At 34.7% G+C, this 24461-nt stretch carries 21 protein-coding genes; 8 read left to right on the top strand and 13 right to left on the bottom strand.

Annotated elements, in window-relative coordinates; translation table 11 throughout:
- Positions 1 to 28 precede the first annotated feature (28 nt).
- Genes DNU06_RS01250 through DNU06_RS01265 form a run of 4 tightly spaced genes read right to left on the bottom strand, consistent with a single transcriptional unit; the run spans position 29 to position 4250 of the window.
- A complete protein-coding gene (locus DNU06_RS01250; protein ID WP_111061388.1) occupies positions 29 to 1201 on the bottom strand; it encodes a glycosyltransferase in 1173 nt (390 codons plus the stop codon).
- The gene (locus DNU06_RS01255; protein WP_111061389.1) at positions 1202 to 2386 is read right to left on the bottom strand and encodes a glycosyltransferase family 4 protein; all 1185 of its coding nucleotides are present in this window, start codon (positions 2384 to 2386) and stop codon (positions 1202 to 1204) included. It abuts the gene before it with no gap.
- Positions 2383 to 3825, bottom strand: coding sequence for an LptF/LptG family permease (locus DNU06_RS01260; protein ID WP_111061390.1), 1443 nt, complete (start codon positions 3823 to 3825; stop codon positions 2383 to 2385). The genes DNU06_RS01255 and DNU06_RS01260 overlap by 4 nt, the downstream gene beginning before the upstream one ends.
- Positions 3826 to 3860: 35 nt before the next feature.
- The gene (locus DNU06_RS01265; protein WP_111061391.1) at positions 3861 to 4250 is read right to left on the bottom strand and encodes an START-like domain-containing protein; all 390 of its coding nucleotides are present in this window, start codon (positions 4248 to 4250) and stop codon (positions 3861 to 3863) included.
- Positions 4251 to 4706: 456 nt separating this feature from the next.
- Here DNU06_RS01265 and DNU06_RS01270 point away from each other — a divergent pair, with 456 nt between their 5' ends.
- Positions 4707 to 4886, top strand: coding sequence for a hypothetical protein (locus DNU06_RS01270; RefSeq protein ID WP_111061392.1), 180 nt, complete (start codon positions 4707 to 4709; stop codon positions 4884 to 4886).
- 82 nt (positions 4887 to 4968) lie between these two features.
- On the opposite strand, the gene DNU06_RS01275 is transcribed toward DNU06_RS01270, so the two are convergent.
- Positions 4969 to 5724: an EI24 domain-containing protein gene (locus DNU06_RS01275; protein ID WP_111061393.1), complete on the bottom strand. Its 756-nt coding sequence runs from the start codon at positions 5722 to 5724 to the stop codon at positions 4969 to 4971.
- A gap of 93 nt (positions 5725 to 5817) precedes the next feature.
- Here DNU06_RS01275 and dnaE point away from each other — a divergent pair, with 93 nt between their 5' ends.
- Positions 5818 to 10194, top strand: a complete 4377-nt coding sequence (gene dnaE / locus DNU06_RS01280; protein ID WP_111061394.1) for a DNA polymerase III subunit alpha — start codon at positions 5818 to 5820, stop codon at positions 10192 to 10194.
- A gap of 10 nt (positions 10195 to 10204) precedes the next feature.
- The gene (locus DNU06_RS01285; protein ID WP_233502917.1) at positions 10205 to 10690 is read left to right on the top strand and encodes a MepB family protein; all 486 of its coding nucleotides are present in this window, start codon (positions 10205 to 10207) and stop codon (positions 10688 to 10690) included.
- Here the strand turns inward: DNU06_RS01285 and DNU06_RS01290 are convergent.
- The gene (locus DNU06_RS01290; RefSeq protein ID WP_111061396.1) at positions 10685 to 11860 is read right to left on the bottom strand and encodes a kelch repeat-containing protein; all 1176 of its coding nucleotides are present in this window, start codon (positions 11858 to 11860) and stop codon (positions 10685 to 10687) included. The genes DNU06_RS01285 and DNU06_RS01290 overlap by 6 nt on opposite strands.
- Positions 11861 to 12035: 175 nt before the next feature.
- Between DNU06_RS01290 and DNU06_RS01295 the strand changes: the two genes are divergently transcribed.
- Positions 12036 to 12224, top strand: coding sequence for a hypothetical protein (locus DNU06_RS01295; protein WP_146239104.1), 189 nt, complete (start codon positions 12036 to 12038; stop codon positions 12222 to 12224).
- A 75-nt stretch (positions 12225 to 12299) separates the two neighbouring features.
- Here DNU06_RS01295 and DNU06_RS01300 read toward each other — a convergent pair whose 3' ends face one another.
- From DNU06_RS01300 to DNU06_RS01320, 5 genes are all read right to left on the bottom strand, one after another.
- Complete coding sequence (locus tag DNU06_RS01300; protein ID WP_233502919.1) at positions 12300 to 14213, bottom strand: T9SS type A sorting domain-containing protein; 1914 nt, start codon at positions 14211 to 14213, stop codon at positions 12300 to 12302.
- Between the two features lie 194 nt (positions 14214 to 14407).
- Entirely contained in the window at positions 14408 to 15931 is a 1524-nt protein-coding gene (locus DNU06_RS01305; RefSeq protein WP_111061399.1) for a bifunctional GNAT family N-acetyltransferase/carbon-nitrogen hydrolase family protein, read from the bottom strand.
- 238 nt (positions 15932 to 16169) lie between these two features.
- Positions 16170 to 16583: an OsmC family protein gene (locus DNU06_RS01310; RefSeq protein WP_111061400.1), complete on the bottom strand. Its 414-nt coding sequence runs from the start codon at positions 16581 to 16583 to the stop codon at positions 16170 to 16172.
- A gap of 142 nt (positions 16584 to 16725) precedes the next feature.
- On the bottom strand, positions 16726 to 17826 hold the full coding sequence (locus DNU06_RS01315) for a glycosyltransferase family 4 protein (RefSeq protein ID WP_111061401.1): 1101 nt from the start codon (positions 17824 to 17826) through the stop codon (positions 16726 to 16728).
- A 177-nt stretch (positions 17827 to 18003) separates the two neighbouring features.
- Positions 18004 to 18417 carry an OsmC family protein gene (locus tag DNU06_RS01320; RefSeq protein ID WP_111061402.1) on the bottom strand — a complete coding sequence of 138 codons (414 nt, stop codon included), beginning with the start codon at positions 18415 to 18417 and terminating at the stop codon, positions 18004 to 18006.
- 201 nt (positions 18418 to 18618) lie between these two features.
- Here DNU06_RS01320 and DNU06_RS01325 point away from each other — a divergent pair, with 201 nt between their 5' ends.
- The 3 genes from DNU06_RS01325 to DNU06_RS01335 all read left to right on the top strand — a co-directional run bounded on the left by DNU06_RS01325 (position 18619) and on the right by DNU06_RS01335 (position 22313).
- Complete coding sequence (locus DNU06_RS01325) at positions 18619 to 19341, top strand: FkbM family methyltransferase (protein ID WP_158526793.1); 723 nt, start codon at positions 18619 to 18621, stop codon at positions 19339 to 19341.
- Between the two features lie 4 nt (positions 19342 to 19345).
- Positions 19346 to 20812, top strand: coding sequence for an oligosaccharide flippase family protein (locus DNU06_RS01330; RefSeq protein ID WP_111061404.1), 1467 nt, complete (start codon positions 19346 to 19348; stop codon positions 20810 to 20812).
- Positions 20813 to 20885: 73 nt separating this feature from the next.
- The gene (locus DNU06_RS01335; protein WP_199398966.1) at positions 20886 to 22313 is read left to right on the top strand and encodes a TonB-dependent receptor; all 1428 of its coding nucleotides are present in this window, start codon (positions 20886 to 20888) and stop codon (positions 22311 to 22313) included.
- Here the strand turns inward: DNU06_RS01335 and DNU06_RS01340 are convergent.
- Together DNU06_RS01340 and DNU06_RS01345 are read right to left on the bottom strand one after the other, a co-directional pair.
- A complete protein-coding gene (locus tag DNU06_RS01340; protein WP_111061405.1) occupies positions 22310 to 22906 on the bottom strand; it encodes a toxin-antitoxin system YwqK family antitoxin in 597 nt (198 codons plus the stop codon). The two genes, DNU06_RS01335 and DNU06_RS01340, sit on opposite strands and share 4 nt — an antisense overlap.
- Positions 22899 to 23372 carry a C40 family peptidase gene (locus DNU06_RS01345; protein ID WP_111061406.1) on the bottom strand — a complete coding sequence of 158 codons (474 nt, stop codon included), beginning with the start codon at positions 23370 to 23372 and terminating at the stop codon, positions 22899 to 22901. Before DNU06_RS01345 ends, DNU06_RS01340 begins: the two co-directional genes overlap by 8 nt.
- A gap of 59 nt (positions 23373 to 23431) precedes the next feature.
- Here DNU06_RS01345 and DNU06_RS01350 point away from each other — a divergent pair, with 59 nt between their 5' ends.
- The gene (locus DNU06_RS01350; protein ID WP_111061407.1) at positions 23432 to 24442 is read left to right on the top strand and encodes a helix-turn-helix transcriptional regulator; all 1011 of its coding nucleotides are present in this window, start codon (positions 23432 to 23434) and stop codon (positions 24440 to 24442) included.
- Positions 24443 to 24461: the final 19 nt, after the last annotated feature.

The following is a 24461-nucleotide window of genomic DNA, read 5'->3' on the forward strand; positions in this document are numbered from 1 at the left end:
GTGAAAATAAAACCAATTTTAGCAGTGCTCAAAAAGGAATCTTTTCTGTACTTGTCTTCCAGTTAAATTGCTTTTTTACAAACACATTTGCTGCTTTTACCAATTGGCTTTTTTCTTCCTCATGTGTCCATAAAAACTCCATTTGCTCGATAAATGCAGTAGCAGTATCGGCAATCAAAATCTCTTTTTGAGGCGTAGCATTCAAGGCATTATTCGCCATTGAAGTAGTTACACAAGGAACCCCTATTGCCATGGCTTCTAATAATTTATTTTGTAAACCGGTACCAATAAACAAAGGCGCTATGCATATTTTAGCGGAAGCATAGGCATTTTTAATATCTGGCATCCAACCAGAAATGGTAATTTGAGGATAGTTTTTCGCCTTACTTATAATTTTCTCATGCGGACTAGTCCCTGCAAATAAGCCTTTAATAGTAGGATTTAACTTTAAAAGCCGAGGCATTAACTCCTCTAAAATATATTCGCAACAAGCAATGTTAGGAGCATAACTCAAATTTCCCACAAAAACAAAGTCATACAATACTTCACCTTGGTAATTAAAATTAAAGAAAGAGGCGTCTATACCATTCTTAACAATTTGAATCTCTTCGTGGTTTGGGTGTGGTATATGGGCACGATCTTGTTCTGAAATAATGGTGTGGTGATCGAAATAATCAAAAATTCTATTTTCATATTGCTTCAGTCGCTGATACTCAATATTGGTTAAAAACCTGGTCAAACCTCTCCCTGCATCCCTTCTTCTTTTCATGCCCATGCTAAAAGCATCCATATAATCAAGCGTTTTAGGAATATGGTGATAATCTTTTACATATTCTGCGACACGAATTAATTGACAATAAATAAAATCGGGCTGAATCCTTTCTATCTCATTTTGAATTTTCCTATGAATTCTATTTTGATAAAAATAATGGATTTGAATTGGTTTTTGACTTACTAAACCTTTGCATAAGTTCCAAAATATAACCCATTTATTTAGTGGATAAATGCGGTATTCGAAAGAAACTTCAGACAAAGCTATCCGTGTAGCATCATCCACTTTTTGATCCGTCAAACAAGATAAATAAACCTCATATTTATCTGAAAGTACCTTTAATTGATGGTAGGCACGTAATTTATCCCCTTTATCTAATGGAAAAGGAACCCTGGACAACATAACAAATAGCTTTTGTTTTTGCTCCATTTATAAAGTTTGATAAAATTGAATTAATTTTTTCATTATCAATTCTGTGTCATATTTAGCCACTACTAATTTTCTTGCATTGGTCCCAATCTTTAGTGCTTTTTCAGGATGATCAATTAAATCTTCAATTTTTTCTTTAAAAGCAGCTGGTGTATCGGCTATTAAAATATTTTCATTTTCGGTAACCTCAATTCCCTCTGCACCAATACTAGTAGTAATTACTGTTTTACCCAATGCCATGGCTTCAATTATTTTAATACGCATACCGCTCCCTGAAAGTAAGGGCACTAACATGACCTGGTGTTTATTAATAAAATCATTAGCCGAAGGAACCTCACCGTGATTTACTACGCGTTCATCTTTTAAATGAATCAAATATTTAGGCATATCAATCCCAGCCAAATGCAACCTAAAAGACTTGCGTTTAATCAAGGGTAAAATATCATCCAAAAACCAGTTAACACCTTCCACATTTGGACTCCAATTCATGGCGCCTATGTGAAAGAAATCTATTTCTTTTTGATTTTCAATTAACTGATACCTACTTAAATCAATACCAAAGGGAATAGTAACCAAGGGCACTTTACATTTCAACTTTTCATACCTTGAACTATCATCAAAACTAATGGCTGCAATACCATCTACTTCATTTAAGATATATTTTTCATATTTCTTTAACTTTTTCGACAAGTGTTTAAGGTATACCTTTTTCGCTGATTTTTTTTCTACATTTGCTAAACGCTCCCAAATCACGTGCTCTAGATTATGACTTCTTAAAACTACCTTTGCTTTACTATACCTTCTAATGGTATATAAATAAGGGGTCATAAACAAACTCTCAAGATGAATAACATCATACTCACTCTCTTCGAGTGTCCGTTGTAATAAAGAATCAAAATCTGGAGAAAAAAAACGGCTGACGTTATAGGAGTCAGCTGTTACTAAAGCTGAAAAAGCATCTACAATGTTTATTCTAGTATCTACAAATACACTTTCAATTTTTGTGGCTGCTACAAACTCCTTGGTATAACTTTCTATTAAAAAAGGATGTTTTGCAGTTGAAATACTGATAATTTTTAAATCAATATTTGCGGATAATAAACCCTGTGAAATATTTTTTATAGCCAAGCAACCACCATCTATCGCTGGAAAAGGGGGCTTATTACACAATTGTAGAACTTTCATTTAGACTTAAATTTTTTAAAAAACTGCTTATACACCTCAACATCAAATAAAGCGGACTCATTAGCTGACTGTATGGATAAAAATACACCCACCGGCACTAAGAAAAAAGCACTTAGCCAAATCCCATAAAAGGGAGTCAACACATTAGACTCTACCAGATTTTCCCCAGTAATGGTAATGATATAGTAGAAAAGAAATAATACAGTTGCCAAAATCAAAGGCAAACCTAGTCCACCCTTTTTTACTATAGCGCCTAAAGGAGCCCCGACAAAAAACAATACGATTACTGCAAAGGACAATGTGAATTTTTGATGCCAAGCCACTTTATAGTCATTTATCATCTGATTTCTACCTTTTGATCTCAATAAAAAATTATAGGAAAAGTCTTTTCTCGCTCTAATATTTACCTGCGCTAGTTTTAATGCTTGTGAATAGCTCAAGTCACTCATTTCTTGAATAGTGAATATAGAATCTATAATTCTATCATTTACCATATTTTCTTCCGCTAAAGCTGTATCCCTTGTGACAAATTTGGTGGGTACATTTAATCGGTCATCAAGTACAAAAACTTCATTTTTTACCCGTTTTTTAAATTCGTATTTAATAGAATCGAAATCAATAATGATGGTATCTAATTTCCGATCCAGTTGTAAAAAGTTCATCATTTCAAAATCTCGCTTATACAAATTTTCATCTGTTTTCTGCAAGTTAAAGTTTGAAAAATCAAACTTTAGAATGGTTTCTTTAAAAAAAGTTTTGGAATATGGATAAGGGTCATTTTTTTGCGCCATAAAAGAACTTTCTTCATAAATGGCACCATTTGATAGTTTCAGGAATAAATAATCGTTGTTGTCACTAAAAATCATTTCTCCCCTTTCAGATCGAATAGTTCTTGCAGGGTTATTGGTATAAATCAATACGCCATTTAGTACACCTGTTTCTTCGTCCTTACTATCCACCTTTAAAGACAAGCCATCAATATCATTATAAAAGATTCCTTCTGGAATATAAAAAGTAGTTTTCTTTTGCTGTAAATCGTATATCAAAGCCCTTTGCTTGAGATTGGCAATAGGCAAAATATAATTAGAAAAATAAAAAGTACCAATAGCTATAAAAACGACAAAAACCACCATTGGTCGCATCATCCTAAACAAAGATATACCTGAGGACTTCATAGCGGTTAACTCATTGGTTTCCGCCAAATTTCCCATAGTCATAATGGAAGAAAATAGAATAGCAATTGGCAAAGCCATTGGTATGATATTAGCCGAAGTATAAAACAGCAACTTAAGGATGACCAGCATGCCAACATCCTTCCCCATAATATCGTCCACGTATTTCCACAAAAATTGCATGATTAAAAAAACCATGGCAATGGTGAAAGTGACCACAAAAGGCCCAATAAAGGACTTTAAAATAAAATAATAGATTTTTTTCAAAAGGCTGTTATTTTGTCAATAACAAAGGTATTAAATTATGAGCCTATCACCATCTTTAATTCTGAAATTTGATTTGTCCATAATAATTTGGCTTCTTCAATTTCATCTTCTTCTGCGTAATCGGTCACAATTAAAGCAACATCATTGGTTAAATCATCAATTTTTATTCTGATTTGGAAAAATGATTTAATATCATCTTCTACATCTTCCATCCATTGAAATTTCACCAATTCCCCTTTTTTCTTTGCTAACATTTTAGCACTCTCTTCACTTCCATCCCAAATAAATGTGAATACATCTTTTTTAATGTTCACATTATCAGCAAACCACTCACTTAAACCACTCGGGGTACTAATCATGTTATATAACACGTTAATGGAGGATTTTACTTCAAATTCCATTTGGTACTCAACCTTCTCTGACATTGTTTTTTGTTTCTTATTTTAAAGCGCGTAAGATAGTAAAATAATTTGCAATATGACGGAATGTGCAATTCAAAATATTTTTAGCCACAATTGACCTTCAGAATTTAATTGATAGCCATTATACAGATGGCCGAATCCATATTACTGCCGGTAATTTTTACTTTCGGTATTAAATGATAGACTGGTCTTCGAGTCCAAAGAAAAAATAGCCACCTTTTCTACACTCAGCTCCAAGCTTATAAAAGCAAGAAGCTCGATAAAAGACAAGAGTAGATGCATTACTTCTGGTTGGAGTAAAACAGAAACAGTCAAAAGGCAAAGGAAAGATGCGACACGCCTTAACAAATCTACTTGATTAAACAAGCAAAATTCAAATCTATTTTAGCAAAACCATAACCTTTTTGTAAAACATTACGTAACAGTAAAAACGAACTTTAGAAATTTAAATTATTACAAATGAAAAAATGTTTTAAAACACTCGCAAAAGAAAAATTGTCAATCCATCAATTAAGTGGTACAGATTCGCACCTCAGTGTATTTGAAGTAGCTCAATTATTTGATGTGATTACCGGTAAATCCGACAATCATTTTTTTTTAACGAATACATTGGTTTCAAACGGGATTTGTTTGAATTAGTATCTAGAACCTAGACAATAGATACTAGATACTAGATAATAGATACTAGAAAAAGTAAATAATTCAACTTAATATACATACATCAACTTAAGGTTGGTGTATTTTTTTGTCCAAATTCTTTGAAATAAACCTGTGCTGCGGCAATGGTCAACATGTGTGGCACCAAAGTAATAGTAAATAAAAACAAGACCAAAAACCCAGTTTCTTCCGGGATATAAATGGCCACAGAAAAGATTAACCCAGCAAAGAGACAAATCCATTTATGCTGTGTTCCAAACTGCCAACTTGTTTTGGCATTTTTCGCATCCAATTCTAAAGCAAAATCGAAAAAAGAAAAGCCGATAAAAAAAGAAGTCACCATAAAAGCGACAATTTTATAAAATGCATCTCCGAATAAAAAAGACAAAATCCAGAGGAGGATCAATAAAAAGATTTCAATAGAAAAGGCAATGGCAAATATTTTTATACTTCTAAAAATACTTTTGATGAATTGTCCAAAACCAAAATCTACTTTCACGCCGGTAATATCTTCTTTTACTTTTTCAGCAAAATAAGAATTGATGGGGGTCAATAAAATAAGAATCACAAATTCGAACAAGACAAAAGACAAGGACTTCAATCCACTTTCCATACCACGGACAATGGAACCTATGACCCACCAGTCTTCCATAAAGGCCATTCTACTCGACATATTCGCGCCACCTTTCATGGAATAATAAAAGAGTATTGCAAACACAATTGCAGGAATAAAATAAACGTATAACTTATGCTTTACTACAAAAGCCAAACTTCCTAAGAAGGCTTTAAATATTGAAAGAAACTGATTTATGATGGCCATTTAAAACTTGTTAATAATTCATTGCCTAAAATAGAGATTTAATTTAATTTTGATGGTAATTTTAGTCTTTCAATTTATTTTCGAAACTTTCCCATGTACATAGTATTTGACACCGAAACCACAGGCTTACCAAAAAGATGGAACGCACCCATTACCGACACGGACAATTGGCCGCGTTGTATTCAAATTGCATGGCAAGTACATGACCAATGGGGAACGGTTGTTGAATCAAAGGACTACTTAATTAAACCTGAAGGATTTAACATCCCTTTTGATGCGGAACAAATTCATGGAATTTCTACTGAATTAGCCGCGCAAGATGGAATAGAATTAAATGAAATGCTACATGCTTTTAACGAAGCATTGACTAAGGCCGACTTTGTAGTAGGACAAAACGTCGGTTTCGATTTAAATATCATGGGATGTGAATTTCACCGTCAAGGTATTGAAAGTCCTATGCTAGACATGGCCGTTTTGGACACTTGTACAGAAACAACGGCAAAATTATGTCAATTACCTGGTGGTAGAGGTGGTAAATTTAAACTGCCTACCTTAACTGAATTACACCAACATTTATTTGGTGTTCCTTTTGGAGAAGCACACAATGCTACTGCTGATGTGGAAGCGACTGCACGTTGCTTTTTTGAACTGATCAGGACGAATATATTTTTGAGTAGTGAGTTAAAACAAGGAGATGACTACCTCAGAGATTACCAAATAAAAAATCCAGCTCCCTTTCAATTAATAGGTTTACAACACCTTAATTTAAAAGAAGAGAGTGCAAAAATAAAAGCCAGACAAACAGAAGAGTCTGGTCCGAGTAAAGCGGAGATTAAAGCGAATATTGAAGCCTTAAGCGACATAAGTTTTTCGCACCTACACAATCATTCCCAATTTTCAATTTTGCAATCCACCACAGGCATTGTTGATTTGGTGCAAAAAGCAGTCGCTGAAAAAAGTGACGGGGTAGCCTTAACCGATTCTGGCAACATGATGGCCGCCTTTCACTTTGTAAGGGCAGCATTAAACCACAACAAATCGGTTGCTGCCAATATAAAAGCTGCCGAGGAAAAGGGCGAAACTTGTGACGAAAAACCGATCACCCCTATTGTGGGATGCGAATTTAACATTTGTAAAGACCACACGGATAAATCGAACAAAGACAATGGCTACCAAGTGGTACTGTTGGCCAAAAATAAAAGAGGCTATTTAAACCTTGCAAAAATGTCGTCCATAGCCTTTACAAAAGGCTTTTACTACATCCCTAGAATTGATAAAAAAATTGTTGAACAATACAAAGAAGACATCATTGTTTTAACTGGTGGTACCAACGGGGAAATACCTAATTTAATTTTAAATGTGGGGGAAAAACAAGCCGAAGAAGCTTTGCTTTGGTGGAAGGAAACATTTGGAGAAGATTTATACATTGAATTAATCCGTCATGGCTTAGAAGCCGAAAATATCATCAATGATGTATTGGTGAAATTTGCAGAAAAACACCACATTGAATTGGTGGCAACCAATAACACCTTCTACTTAAAAAAGGAAAATGCCAACGCCCATGATATACTACTCTGCATTAAAGATGGGGAATTAAAATCAACACCAAAAGGTAGAGGTAGAGGATTTAGATTTGGACTAGAAAACGAAGAGTATTACTTTAAGTCAACCGCCGAAATGGTAAAACTATTTGCCGATTTACCCGAAGCCGTTTCCAACACTCAAAAAATTGTAGAAAAATGTGAACCTTACCCACTGGCATCAGACATTTTACTACCCAACTTCCATATCCCTGAAGAATTTAGAGATCCGCAAGATGAAGCAGATAAAGGAACGCGAGGCGAAAATAACTACCTAAGGTATTTAACTTATGAAGGTGCAAAAAAACGTTGGGGAGAAGAAGGAATAACGGAAGATGTTAAAGAGCGACTCGATTTTGAATTACAAACCATAGCCAATTCTGGATACCCTGGCTACTTTTTAATTTGTCAAGATTTTTGTCATGCCGCCCGAGAGATGGGAGTCTCTGTTGGTCCAGGAAGGGGTTCTGCTGCAGGTTCTGCTGTTGCTTATTGTGTAGAAATCACCAATATTGATCCCATTAAATACAACTTACTTTTTGAGCGTTTCTTAAATCCTGAAAGGGTGTCCATGCCCGATATTGATATTGATTTTGATGACGAAGGTCGACAAAGTGTGATTGATTGGGTAATTGAAAAATACGGCGAAAACCAAGTGGCGCAAATTATCACTTATGGTACCATGGCTGCAAAATCTTCTATTCGAGATACAGCCAGAGCCTTAGACTTACCCCTATTTGAAGCCGATCGCTTGGCTAAATTAGTCCCCGATATTAAATTGGCTAAATTATTTGGTTTAGATGATGTTGAATTGGCGGAGAAATTAGGAAACAATCAAGACGATATTGCACGTGCCAATGAATTAAAAAGCATTGCCAACGGCAACGACTTAGCCGCGGAAGTGGTGAACCAAGCCAGACTGCTGGAAGGCTCAATGAGAAACACAGGAATACACGCCTGTGGTGTTATCATTACCCCCTCCGACATTACCAATTTTGTACCCGTTGCACTTGCCAAGGATTCTGGCATGTTCTGTACCCAATTCGACAACTCCGTTGCCGAAGATGCTGGCTTGCTAAAAATGGATTTCTTGGGACTAAAAACTTTGACCCTAATCAAGGATGCAGTCCAAATTATTAAGGAGCGACACGGAATAACATTAATTCCAGATGATTTTCCGCTAGATGATGAAAAAACCTATGAACTTTTCCAAAAAGGAGAAACTGTAGGGGTTTTCCAATATGAATCTGCAGGGATGCAGAAATATTTAAGGGAGTTAAAACCGACAGTTTTTGCCGATTTAATTGCCATGAATGCTTTATATCGTCCTGGTCCACTCGAATACATCCCTTCGTTTATTAGAAGAAAACATGGGACAGAAGAAATTGTATACGATATTGAAGCCAATAAAGAATATTTAGAGGAAACCTACGGAATTACAGTTTACCAAGAGCAAGTAATGCTCCTTTCTCAAAAACTATCCGGTTTTTCAAAAGGGGAGGCCGATACTTTGCGTAAGGCCATGGGGAAAAAGAATTTGGCGCTTTTGGCCAAAATGAAACCTAAGTTTTTGACGCAAGGTGTCGAAAATGGACACGACCGTAAAGCATTAGAAAAAATGTGGGTCGATTGGGAAGCCTTTGCATCTTATGCCTTTAACAAATCTCACTCTACTTGTTACGCATACATAGCTTACCAAACGGCTTATTTAAAAGCCCACTACCCTGCCGAATACATGGCCTCGGTATTGAGCAATAACATGAACGATATTAAAACGGTTACTTTCTTTATGGAAGAGTGTAAACGTGCTGGCATACCAGTTTTAGGACCAGATGTCAACGAGTCGCAATATAAATTTACGGTAAACCAAGTTGGTGCCATTCGTTTTGGACTTGGTGCCATTAAAGGTGTGGGTAGTAAACCCGTTGACTCTATTGTAAACGAACGTAAAGAAAACGGCTTTTTTACCTCAGTTTTTGATATGGCAACTCGTGTTGACTTAAGACTTTGCAATAAGCGTGTATTTGAAAACCTTGTTCTCGCAGGTGGATTTGACTCTTTCGGAAACATTAGAAGATCTCAGTTTTTTACAGAAGACAGCGCAGGAAGACCATTTATAGAAACCGTTACCAAATACGGTGCACGTTTTCAAGAAAATGTAAACTCTTCTCAAGTATCCATGTTTGGCGGAGACTCATCTGTTGAGATACCTGTACCACAACCTCCAATAGCCGACGAATGGCCTACCCTTACCCAGCTAAGCAAGGAAAAAGAAGTGGTAGGCGTTTACATCTCTGGTCACCCCTTAGATGATTACCGACTGGAAATTGATAGTTTTTGCAATGGCTGTTCTGTTTCTGATTTAACGCATTTAGAAGAAAATAAAGGGAAAGAATTATTTATTGCAGGCATTATTACATCCGCTGAACACCGAACCACCAAAAATGGTAAACCATTCGGCACTTTTGAAATTGAAGATTATACAGATTCAAACAAACAATTTATCTTCGGAGAAAACTACTTGCGTTTTCGCCACCTACTTACGGTAGGTACCTTTGTTTTTATGAATGGGAAAATTGGCCCGAAAAAATGGGGAGAAGGCATAGAGTTCTCAGTCAGTACTATTGAACTATTGGCTGATGTAAAAGAGAAAAAAACAAAAAGTTTAGTACTTACTGTTGAGCAGGCCGACCTAACAGACATGATAATTGATGATTTATTTACCGTAGTTTCAGATCACTCAGGGTCTTGTCAGTTAAAATTTGTATTGCACGATTATAAGTCAAAAACTAGCTTGAAGATGCCTTCTAGAAATATGAAGGTAAACATCAATCAAGAATTGATTCGTCAAATTAAAAAATTAGAAGTTTTTGAATGTAAATTAGAATAATTTTAGAATTTTGACAACCTACCAAACACTTTACCATCAGTCCGGCCTTAACATTCAAAATTATGAAGAGGAAGCTGAAAGTCGTGAATACCATGCTTGCCGTTTTACCATAAATGGTTTTAAAGTTATTGGTCGTCAGGCAAAAATAACCCCTACTAAAACTGGGCAATTTGTAACTTCATGGCAAAGAAATAAGGACGGCATCACAGAACCTTTTAACGAAGCTAGTGGCATAGATTTTTTAGTTATCCATGTGATTAAGGCGGGTAAAATGGGACAATTTATTTTTCCTTTAGCCAGGTTAATTCAAAAAGGTATTATCCATTCTGCTACTAAGGCAGGAAAAAGAGGTTTTCGTGTTTATCCACCCTGGGATGAAACCACTAGTAAGCAAGCACAAAAAACACAAGCATGGCAACTTCTTTATTTCGTCGACCTATCTGATGAGGTTGCAGGGGATTTCTTGAAAAAAACCTATGCCAATAAAACTTTATAAAATCACCAAGCGCTTAGTAATTTGTGCGCCATTTTCAGCAGTCAATTGCAGATAATATACACCTGCTTTTAAAAAGGAATAATCATAAAAATCACTTTGAATTTTTTGAGCAACAACCAAAGCTCCAGTGCTTGTATAAATATTCAAAGTCAATATTGATTTGCCCAAATTGTGTTGAATATGAAATAACCCCTCACTCGGGTTTGGATAAACTTGAAAATTCAGTATTTCTGCTGGTATTTGGAGTGCATACATTTGCTTTGAACGGTCAAAATTTTCGGTCAGACCAGTGAGCATGTATACCGCTTGTTCAAGCCCAAAAGAAGCGGCCCCTCTAATTGCTTCACCAGGCATACTGGGTAAGGTAGACCAAGCCCAACCCTTGATGTCAAAACGCCAAAATTTATTATTAAAAACCTGATTTTCATTCATCCCTGTCCCTACTGCAACAAAATCTCCTCCACTTTCAGCTTTTCCGTAAGCATTATACCCTCCGGGATAATCTACCAACTGGCCCCACTGTTCTGTTAAAGGATTAAAAACATACCAATCTTTATAAAAACCTGTAACTGAATAATCTTTTAAACCCAGTCCCGCAAAACCGAAACCACTTGCCGCGCATGCTACTCCTTCTCTTCTTGCTCCACCCATAAAATCATCAAGCTGCACCCAACTGTCATCCTTTGGATTATACTTCCAAAAATCACGGTGCACCGTATCGGCATTTGTTCCGCAACCAAAGTAGCCATTAGCACCGATAGCAAAAGTGAAACCACCCCAACGCACACCACCAGGGAAATCTTTTTTCTGTATCCAAGTATCTGCTGTGCCGTCATAACACCAAACCTCAGCTAAACCAACATTACTTTTGCCGTAGCCACCTACCAAATAGGCTTTATCTTCAATACTAAATGCCGCAGTGTATTGTCTTGCCTCGCCTTTAAAACTTGCTTTCTCCACCCAAGTATTCGCAGCTGCATTGTATTGAAACAGTTTATTACTCTCTGCAAATCCACCCGTTTTACCGGTAACACAATAACCATAATTCTGAATACTGAAAGCAATTCCATCATCTCTACCCAAGGCGGGAAAACCAGTTTTCGCCTCCCAAACCTGTCCGAAAACGAGACAATTAAACGCCAATAAAAGAAGAATAAATAATACTTTCATTTTGTTTATTAACGCAGATCATTTACTTTTATTTCAGTTAAAATTATTGACAACAATTATAAGAATAGACCACACCCATAATTGTATAAAAATAACAGCATAAAGTTTAAAATTTCATTTTGAATTAGGGGACAGATGGCTAACTTTGCAACACAAAAATCAAAAGGCAAAACAAATGGAAGAAGCAACAATACACGAAGAAATTAAAACCTTAAAAGCGAAGTTAACTGGGAACTTATTCGAAGATGGGGAGACACAACAAGCGATTTACGAATTAAAAAAACAATTGCAACCAGAAATTGAAAACCAACCAGAATTAGACAATTACGAAGACGAAGACGGCTGCCTTTATTGTGGAAGTTAAACTATATTGAAAACATTAAAAAAAGCATTTTATCAGCTGATAAAATGCTTTTTTTTGTCCTATCATTAAACACAATCACTCCACCAAAAGCTTAATACTTTTTTGTTGGGTTGCGGTTTGAATTTTCAATACATACACTCCTTTGCTGGCGCCTAAAATTTCCAATTGAATGTTGTTCTCCGAATTGGACCTAACAAAACTTACTGCTTCACCCAAAACATTAAATACTTTTATTTGCTGCACATCCTCAACTGCTGCAACATTAATAGCTATACTTCCTTTACTGGGGTTTGGATAAATTCCAAAAATTTCATTATCAAAAACACCTATTCCCAAGCCTACAACCGTGTAGCAAGCTGAAGTGTCGGAACATCCAGATTCAGGAGCAGTAAGTACCACTGCAAATTGACCATTATCTGACGCTGTAAAATTTTGATTGGTCTCTCCCACAATTGCCTGACCGGTATTACAGTCAATCCATTGGTAATAGTAGCCAATACCTATGGCATCTAATTCATTTTGATTTTGTGAAACTGACGTATTGATTGGATAATAAGTGTAATTTGTGGTTAAAACACTGTCACCACCACAACTGTTTAATAAGGTATCTTTAAAAACGGTAGACCCAACAATTACATTCCCAACATCATCTAAACGTGGTACGCAAGTTGAATTAACGGTTTGCGTATTTTGAATTTCACAGGCTTCAAATCGCCAAAGCTGTTCGCCATTCAAGCTATCGGAAGCCCTAAAATAGAGATAAGGTCCCGAAGCCTTTAAATCTCGCACCCCATAAAAATCATCATGATTTGGATACATGTATTTTACAATAGTAGAATTTGTGCCATCATGCATCCATAATTGTCCTGTAACACCAGCCGTATCCTGTGTAAAATACAATTTATTATTAAAGACTTCCATATAGATATAAGCACAAGAAACCTGGCCGTTTGACCCACAAACTCCCTGACTTAAATCGTGGACCATTTGTACATTTACACCATCATAAGTCCACATTTCCCAACCATTAACCCCATCATTTCCTTCAAAATATAGCATTCCATTATACAATTTAAAAGTAGTACCACAACCATTTTCAATTCCTGGATTTAAATCAGCGACCAAACTCACGCTATTCCCATCAAACTTTCTTAATTCATAACCGTTTATAGTATCGTACCCTGTAAAATAAAGTGCATTATTATATTCCATGAAAAGCTCTATTGACAAATCAAAATTAATATTATTAAAGAAGTTTAATTGACTTACATTGGCATTAAGTAAAAATGAAACCTGTGTCCCATCAAATTCATATAAATACTGATAATCAGAGTTATGATGACCGATAAAATAAATTTTATTTTGAAACTCAATAAGATATGTAAAACTTAAAGAGCCAAAAGAACCAATAGGATTAAATACTGTTGGGACAGTATAAATTAAAATACCATTATTACTATTTAATGTGAAAATTTTATATAAACTTTCTGTTTCGTCATAACCTAAAAACACCAATACATTATTATAAGTTATTAAATTACTATAAACTATTACAGAGTCCAATCCCGGGGCAGCCCATATATCAAGGCCATTTGATTGCCAAACTCTATTTTTAGCTCCATTAACTCCACTGTTGGTATCCAAGCCAATTAAATACATTTCGTTATTGAATGCGGTAAAACCAAAGGGGGCGATTCCCTTGTGAATCACATTTCCATTTTGTCCATTTATAGCATCTAGATAAACATCTTTCACCAAGGTACAGGTATCTCCATTCGTTTTCCATACTTCTGCACCATAAGTTGAATCTCCTGCCGAAAAGTAAGTCCAATTATTTTGCATCTCACTAATTTCTCCAGCGTAGCTTTCTTGATACAAAGCTGGATTAAAATATATGCTAGGAGCATCATTAATGGCTTGAATCATATATGGCTGCGTAAATGAAACATGCATTAAGGATATAATTAATATGGTAAATAAGTACTTCATAAAAGATAAATTTTTCATAATAGTATGTTTTCTAAACTACTAACTATAATTCACTTAACAAAACTTATTCAAAGAATAGATTTTTATAAAATTACTCCTTTCCGCTCTATCATTAAGTCTGGAGGATAAAAAAAAATGCCATATCAGCTACAGCGATATGGCATTCATCAATTTTATATTTGGCCTTTTAAAATTTACTTCTTTCTCAATTCAAATAAATCTGTTCTTCGGTCTCTTAAATTCTTAACCGCACCAAATTGGTTTAATTCTCTTAACAAATCAATGTCTACATCCGCAATCAAAATCATTTCCGTATTGGCAGTAGCTTCCGCTTTAATACCATTGGCCGGGAAAGAAAAATCGCAAGGCGTAAACACCATGGATTGGGCATACTGAATATCCATATTATGTACCTTAGGTAAATTACCTACACTTCCTGCAATAGCTACATAGCATTCATTTTCAATAGCCCTTGCTTGGGCACAATGTCGTACCCTAGAATAACCGTTTTGTGTATCGGTTAAAAAGGGAACAAATAAAATATCCATGCCTTCATCCGCCAACAAACGGCTCAATTCCGGAAATTCCGAATCGTAACAAATCAAAATGCCAATTTTTCCACAATCGGTATCGAAAGTCTTTAACTCAGAACCACCTTGCATCCCCCACACTTTAGCTTCATCTGGTGTAACGTGTAATTTTTCGTAACGTTCAGTAGTACCATCTCGCTTACATAAATACCCAACATTATACAATAAATCATCCCTAATTTCAGGCATGCTTCCTGTAATGACATTGATATTATAAATAATGGCCAATTCCGAAAATTTCTGTACAATTTTAGCTGTATGCTTCGATAGTTCTCGAATAGCTTCGGACTCTTTCATGTGGTTATTCTCGGCCATCAAAGGCGCATTAAAAAACTCTGGAAACAAGGCAAAGTCTGATCGGTATCCAGAAACTGCATCAATAAAATATTCCGCTTGCTGCATCAACTCCTCTAAATCTTTATACGGACGCATTTGCCATTGAATTAAACCCAATCGGACAATTTTCTTGTTGACCGCAGCTTTTTTAGTTTGTTTTTGATAATAAATATTATCCCACTCCAACAATACAGCATATTCATTCGAAGCTTCATCTCCTTCTAAATACCCTTTCAACACTTTAGCTGGGTGAAAATCATTTGAAATTTGAAAATTAAGTACTGGATCTTGGATCTCTTTTCGTTTTACACTTTCAATGTATTCTTTAGGACTTAATTTATCGGCAAATTTATGGTAATTCGGTATACGACCACCAAAAGTAATTCCCCTTAAATTTAATTGTTCGCACAATTCCTTTCTATAATCGTACAACCTACGTCCTAAACGTAAGCCTCTAAATTCGGACTTAATAAACACATCAATCCCATATAAAGTATCTCCCTTTGGGTTATGCGTATTAAAAGAATAATTTCCAGTTATTTCTTTATAGGTGTGGTGACCATCAAAATCATCATGATCAATAATAATAGACAAAGCACAACCTGCAATAACCCCATTTACCTTAATTACCACTTGTCCTTTCGGAAACTTTTCTAACAAAGCTTTTAAGTGGGCTTCTTTCCAATAAGAATTTGGCATGGTGGAATAGGCTTCAATCATGGCCGTTTTTAACTCCTGATAATCATTCAAAGTCAAATACTTTAATTCAATGTTTTCTATATCTTTTAACATTTTTAAGCGATCATATTTTATACAATAATATACTCATTTTATTTGAATAAATTACAGGATTTTTTTTCATGAATTATTCAAATTCGAGCAATCAAATATAGATTAAAAACGAATATAAAATCAATTGTGAAAATTATTTTATTGCACTTATTTACAGCACCTTGAACTGATATGAGACCGCAACAAATCAAAATAGTGCTTAAAAGGCAGGGAATTTAATGCTAAAAATGCTATTCAATTATTCGTAAATGATATGGTAACTCATTTCAGCAAAGGCTTCGAACATGGCATATACACCACAGTATTTTGTAATCGACAAATCCACCGCTTTTTCTATTTTCTTTTTGTCTAAATCTGGACCAGAAAAATAATACCGTAATTCTACCGCTTTGTATATTTTAGGGTGTTCTTCTGTTAATTCTCCATCTACTTCAATTCTAAAAGCAGTGGTATTGACTTTCATTTTATTCAACACTGAAATCACATCCAAACCAGAGCAACTTGCCAAGGAAGCTAACATAGTTCCTTTTGGTCTTACACCAGCATCTGACCCACCAAATTCTGCAGCAGTATCAAATTTTATCGTACCTCCTGGTACTTCCGAAATAAAGGTCATGTCTTTTTCCCAACGGGTTGTAGTAGTATGTGTCATATTGTTGTCTGTATGGTGAATTACTTAAAAAATGAAAGATAATACTTTCAAAACAAATGTTGTATTTTATAATCCCAATTTTAAAAACCACCTGTCTAAACATCTATTTTTCAATTGAAAAAAATGATTGTAAATGAAATAATCAACCTATGAGCATGCTCCAAATTTGTTCCGCGGAGGTATCCCAATTAAATTTTTGTGCTTGTTGCAGACCGAGTATCTTATTTTTATCTCTCAAATCGGCATCATTCACTATTCTATCCATACCATCCTTAATGCTTTCTACATCAAAAGGATCGACATAAACAGCAGCTTCACCGCATACTTCAGGCAAGGAAGTTAAATTCCCAGAAAGCACAGGCACGCCACTTTGCATGGCTTCCACCAATGGAATACCAAATCCTTCGAAATAAGAGACCAAACACAGGGCCTGGGCTGCGCCAACTATTTCAGCTAAGACAACAATGTTTACATGGCCGGTAAATAATACCTCTTCATCCTCCTTGTCCGCATCTTTGCCATTTGACCATAGTTTTTCTCCAACCACCAGTAATTTTAATTCCGATTTATTTTCTTGCTTAAATAATTGAAAAGCTTTTACTAATCGGTCTATATTTTTACGTGGGTGAATGGCACCAACATAGACTAAAAATGGGGCACCGCCAGTAAACTGTTGTTTAACTTTTTCTATAACCTCTCCTGTTTGCACTTTAAAATATGGACTAGCAGCATTGTAAACCACCTCAATTTTCTCCTCCTCTACATGGTACTTCTCCACAATATCTTGCTTCGAATAATGAGACACCGTAACAATTTTATCTGCTTTTTTGGCAAATAAAGGAAAGTATTTTTTTAAGTACTTTCTCGGTGCACTTGGAATATCTTCAGGGAAATGTTCAAAATTTAAATCGTGAATCACTCCGATTTGCCTTACATCCGTCCTTAAAGAAAGGTAACCATCAGGGGAGAAAAAAACATCAATTTGATACTTCTTTAAGGCTTTAGTAATGGAATAATTAAACCAAATTCTAAATAAAATGGGGTGACGTGCTTGGGGGGATAAAACAATAGGAACGACATTGTCGGCAAATATAAATTTCGCATCAAATGGTCGATCAAAGAAAAAATAAAAAGTATGTTCAGGATGATTTAAAACCAAACGCTTGGTAATTTCATAGGTAAACCACCCAAATCCTTCCATTTTATTGGCCAATAAAAATCTTGTATTAATTCCGATACGCACATTGCGAAATTAAAATAAAAAATGGAGCAGTCTGTAATATTATTTAGAATTCCTGCGGAACTTTGTTGAACATTAGTCTACATAAACTACTTTCTTTTTCGCATTTTATATGCCAACCAAATAATACCAATGACCAAATGGGCCATTATTACCCCAAAAATGATGTACGCCCACGAATTATTCATACACTATCTCATGAGTTACTTTAGCAAAACTTCTAAACATTTCAAAAACGCCACAATATCTATTCACCGATAAATCCACCGCTTTTTCAATTTTATCCTTTTTTAAATCCTCCCCCTTAAAAAAATAACGTACCGTCACCTTATCATAAAACTTAGGATGCTCCTCTGTCAAATTTCCATCCACCTCAACCCTAAATGCACTTACTTCAGCCCGCATTTTTTTTAACAAGGAAACAACATCCATACCTGTACAACCAGCTAAAGCACTTAACATAGTTGGTTTTGGTCTTACCCCGCCATCCTGTCCGCCGACTTCCACATCTGCATCAAATTTAATTTTTCCGCCAGGTACAGTAGCTTCAAACATCATGTCGCCCGACCAATTTGTAATTGTTTTATGGTTCATCTTCTATTTATTTATTTCAAAAATAATGAATCTTAATCTTTTTTTAGGTAGTAAATATTACATAATAGGTTGATTAAAGTCACTTTTCTATAAATAATCATTGCGGTGCTTTAACTTATTAAAGTTGATTCCAACAAATGATTGATTACTCAAAACCCTATGTTAATTAGAATAATATTATACTTTTGTGGCTTGCATCCTATGAAAAATCGTATTAAATATATCCTTCAGAAAATACTTGGATACCATACCTACCTATATTGGTTTTCATTATTTAAAATTAAGACATTAAAAGGCGACAAAAAAGAGGGAGATTTCTTTTACTTTATGAATAGTATTGACCAAGCGGGAGATTTATTAGACATAGGTGCAAATATTGGGATCATGACCTATCATTTATCCAAACATTTTCCGGATAGAAAAATTTATGCTATTGAACCCATGCCGGATAATTTAGCAATACTAGAAAAAGTAGTCGCCCATAAAAAGCTAAAAAACGTAAACATTCTTCCACTTGCAGTAGGTCATGAAGCCACTAATTTAGAAATGGTTTTACCACTCGAACGCAACGTTAAAATGCAAGGATTAGCACATGTGGTGCACGACAGTATTGCGGAATGGAATGAAGGAGAGAAATTCAATGTAAAATGCATCACTTTGGACCAAGAATTCGAAAACGTTCGCATTGCTGGAATAAAAATGGACATTGAAAATTTTGAATATTTTGCCCTTTTAGGAGGGCAAAAAATGATTCAAAAATATAAGCCTGTCATCTATTTAGAACTTTGGCCGAATGAAGGAAGAGATAAATGCTTTGATCTATTAAATAAATTAGGCTACAAAGCGTTTGTTGTCATAGAAAGTAAATTGATTAAATTTAATCCGGCCATACATGAAAAACAGAATTTTGTTTTTAAAGTATAATTAAATGCAAAAAAAATTCCTTTTTAATTTAGCATTAATCCTATTACTCAATGTAATTGTTAAGCCATTTTATATTTTAGGAATTGATGCCGAAGTTCAAAACCAAGTCGGTACCGCACAATATGGCCTTTATTTTTCCTTATTAAATTTAAGTTTTTTATTCAATATGTTTCTCGATTTTGGGATTGTTAATTACAACACTAGAAACATTGCGCAACACCCTAACCTGCTTTCTTCGTATTTTTCTAAACTCAGTTCTATAAGAATATTACTCTTTGGTTTTTATTTATCTATACTCCTGTTAGTGGGTTTCTTTATCGGATATAAGCCCGATCAGCTATACCTATTATTACTATTGGCGATCAACCAATGCATTGTTGCCTCCATTCAATTTTTACGGTCTAACATCACCGGACTACATTGGTTTAAAACGGAAGCCATGCTTTCTGTACTCGACAGGCTACTTTTAATTATATTTTGCAGTCTATTATTATGGTCCAATTTATTTTCTCAACACATTACTATTGAATGGTTTATTTACGCTCAAATGTTGGCATACACACTTACTTTTTTTACGGCGCTGTTCGTATTAAAAAATGAAATAAAGCCTTTTCATTTCAAGCTTTCAAAAACAATCACCACTAGCCTTTTAAAGCAAAGTTTTCCATATGCATTATTGATATTTTTAATGTTTATTTACAATAGAATTGATTCTATTATGTTGGAAAGAATTCTTCCAAATGGCGAAATTCAAGCAGGGATTTATGCACAAGGTTTTCGGTATTTAGATGCCATTAATATGTTTGCATTGCTCTTTGCAGGCTTATTACTTCCTATTTATGCTAGGCTACTCAAACAAAAGGAATCTATTTATCAAATGGTCGAAATTCCTATTCGGCTATTAATTGGCGGAAGCCTTATCATCAGTATCACTTGTTTTTATCATGCAGAGTTTATTATGGGACTTAGGTACCAACATTTTGTTGTGGAATCGGCTTTGCCTTTTGCCATCTTAATACTTTCTTTCATCCCCATTTCTTTCACCTATATATTTGGTACTGCACTTACCGCTAATGGTAGTTTAAAAGCATTAAATTGGATGGCTATTGCAGGGGTGATTCTGAATATTTCACTCAACTTAATTTTTATACCAAAATTAGAAGCCTATGGTGCCGCCATTGCTACTTTAATTACCCAGTTTTTTACAGCATTGGTTCAAATTATCATTGCCTATAAAATTTTTCAATTTAAAATCAACACAAAATTGCTATTTGGCATGGTCGGTTTTACTTTTTTATTATGGGGGATAAATAGCGATTATATATTTCATTACCAGTACGCTGCACCACGATTTATTCTCACTTTAATGGGGAGTATATTTGGTCTGTTTTTCTTTAGAATCATAAAAATAAGCACCTTGATCCAATTTCTTAAAAAAGCATTCAAAGAAAAGTCTGTTAAGGAATCCTAATATTTAAAAAAAATAATAGTTTAAATCGTTACAAACACACTCGTTTGCTAATAAAACTCTAAATTTGTTGAACATGCCGATTGAAATGACACAAAAACGACTTACTACTGAGGAAAAAGCACTTTCTATTAACTTAGATCCAACTATTTATGGCTCGTTTGCTGAAATTGGAGCTGGACAAGAAGTAGCAGCTACCTTTTTTAGAACAGGTGGATCTTCAGGAACCATTGCTTATACGCATTCAGCGTATGACATGAAAATTAGTGACAGCATGTATGGTAAGTGTAAAAGGTATGTTTGTGAAGACAGACTGCACCAAATGCTGGATAAGGAATACCAAAATTTACACAACACGATTCCGAAAAGAGCGGAGACTTCTCGTTTCTTTGCTTTTGCAAATACAGTAGAATCTCTGAATTACCATAAAACCAATCAAGGTCAAGGTTGGGTAGGTATTAAATTTCAGTTAAAAAAACATGGTCCCCCAAATCAAATAATTTTGCATGTAAAAATGCACGATAATAGTCACCAAGAACAACAAAAAACATTAGGAATATTAGGGGTGAATTTAATTCATGCAGCCTATTCGGATTATGAAAAAATCACAGAGTTTTTAGAAGACTTGTCATACCGTTTACCTAAAGACAGAATGGAAATTGACATGTGTAGTGTCACTGGTCCAGATTTTGAACATGTAGACAACCGTTTAATTGCATTGTTGTTGGTAAAAACAAAGTTGACAGATGCCACCATGTTTGACCAAACAGGACAAGTTATTCAAGCAACATCTACCTTATATAAAAAGAATATATTTTTAATGCGTGGCCGTTTCAGACCAGCAACAAAAGTACATGTGGATATGGTATCGGCTGGACTAGATTTATTTTTAAAAGAACCAGAGGTTGATCCTGAACAAGTACAGGTTTTATTAGAGTTGACCTTAAAGGATTTAACTGCAGATGGTAAAATTTCAATCAAAGATTTTTTAGACCGCGCCGAATTACTGACATCTATGGGGTATACCGTGATGATTAGTAACTACCTGAAACATTATAAAATGATTGAGTACCTTTCTACTTTTACGAAAGGTAGAAAAATGGGAGTAGTATTAGGTGTTTATAACCTACAAACCATTTTCGACGAAAAGTATTACGACAATTTGGAAGGTGGACTTCTAGAAGCCTTTGGTCGTGGTTTTGGTAGAAATGTAAAAATGTTTGTCTACCCTGCCCTAAATGTAGAAGATGGCAGTCTTTATGATTTAGCAAACTTTGAACTGCCTTCACACTTAACCGGCTTATTGGACTATATGAAAAAGACCAATAAAATTGAAGCCATTTCGGATTATAAATATCAATTGATGAAAATATTCTCAGATGACGTATTGGCTAAAATAAAAGCGGGTGCTAGTAACTGGGAAGAAGATGTTCCAGAAGAGGTAATGAAAGCAATTAAATACTACAAATTATTTGGGTACAAGACTAAAAAAGTAAAGGTTTAAGGTTCAATCACCTTTATTAAAGAGTCATTTCTGTATTTTTCTGTAAAAAGTAAATCCCCATTTTTGTTATAATAAGAAGTGAAGCCATTGCGTAAGCCATTTTGATATGCAGATTCAAAATAGGGCTGTTCACTATTTGGAAAAACATCAAAACAAGTACCTGTAAACAGCTGCCCCTTAAAGTATTTTTTGATTTCTGACTGGTCTTTTTTCTTGGTCAGCACTTTACAGTTACACCGTATGCTTTCGTTGGTCAAATCCAATTGTAGCCCTCCTTTGTTAAATTTTTCTTCAAAAATAACCTTCCCATCTCTTCCATAATAACTAATCTTCCCATTGATTAAGCCATTTAATATCTGTTTTTCAATATACTTACTTTCTGTACCTTGATATTTAATAATACAAATTCCTGTAAAGGGAGTACCGTTGTACTGCAACAACCCTTCACCGTCTTCTAATAAATCCTTACAATCACAAGTGGCCAACTCTCCTTTTGATTTGGCTTCTCCAAAAGTTTCCACTTTATCAGATTTAGATGCTGTTTGACAACTCATCATCCAAATTAAAAAGGGCAATAAAATTATTCTATTCATGGATAACATTTTTTATATATAAAAATCTGGCTTGGTAATTACTTTTATTTAATTCCGTTCGTACAACTCCACTATGCTTTTTGGAGGAGGAGGCATGAATAAACACCAAACTTCCTGCTTCATTAGACAATACAATACCAACATGACCAGGTTTTCTAATTTTTGGATTGGTTCCCGTAAACACAATCACATCTCCAGGCTTGGCTTCTGCTAAAGTGATTTTTTTACCATGCGCGGCATAACCACTGCTTGTTCTAGGGACTTTAAAGTTAAAATTGCGGTAACTATGGTACAAAAAGCCTGAACAATCAAAACCCTTTGAAGTGACACCACCATACTGGTAGCGAACCCCAGTAAAAGAAGTCGCGTATTTCACGAGTTCTATTCTGAGTGAATCTTTATCGTCTTGCGCAATTGATTGCGTAAAACTTCCTAAAAAGAGTAAAATTACCAGTATTTTTGTCATAACTTAAATGCAAAGTTAATATGTTTTTATAGTTTTATAATTCAAAAAAGTTTCAAAAAATGTCTCAAATTAAAAATGCGCAATTAAGATACAGGATTATTGACCGGGCAATCAGTAATAAATATAATCCTTTTCCTAGCAAAGCCCAATTAAGACAAGCTTGTGAAGAGGCTTTGTATGGAGAATCTGTTGGCGAAAATATTTGTGACTCTACCATAGAAAAAGATTTATTTGCCATGAGAATGGATCATGATGCTCCTATTAAATATAGTAAATCAGAAAAAGGATACTTTTATGAGGATGAAAACTATTCGATAGACAACATACCTCTATCTGAAGATGATATTGATGCCATTAAATTTGCGACTAAAACCTTAATGCAGTTTAAAGATGTGAACATGTTTAAACAATTTGGTTTCGCCATTGATAAAATATTCGACAGGGTGCACATTTCTAGTAATCCTGTTGAGCAATCGGTAGATCAACATGTGCAATTTGAAACAGTACCAGAAACAAAAGGTGCTGAATTTTTAGCCGACTTATTAAAAGCCATCAAAACAAAGCAAATTGTAAACTTTAATTATACGAGCTTTATTAGTGAAAAAACTAAAAAAAGAACTGTAGTACCGCTTTTTTTAAAAGAATTTAGAAATAGATGGTATTTAATAAGTTACAGTTTAGAAAAAAATAAAATTACCACCTTTGGCCTAGATAGAATTACGGATTTAAATTTAGAAGAAGATTATTACATCAAACCAATTGACTTTAATCCAGAGATTTACTTTAAATACTCTGTTGGTATTACCGCATACGACTCTTCGCCAGAACATATTGAGTTTAAAATTGATAAAATTGGCTCAAAATATTTAGAGACCCAACCTTTACACCCTAGTCAAACGTTAATAAAGGTAGGAAAGAATAGAAATACTTTTTCTTTAGAAGTTGTCATTTCTGAAGAGTTAAAACGCATCATTCTTAGTTATGGAAATCAGATTGAAGTAATAAAACCTGAACCATTTCGAAAACAAATCATCAATGAAATTATTAACATGACTGAAAGGTATGTTTGACAAAACAGTCCCGTTAAAT

Source organism: Putridiphycobacter roseus, assembly GCF_003234935.1.
Taxonomy (GTDB): domain Bacteria; phylum Bacteroidota; class Bacteroidia; order Flavobacteriales_D; family Crocinitomicaceae; genus Putridiphycobacter; species Putridiphycobacter roseus.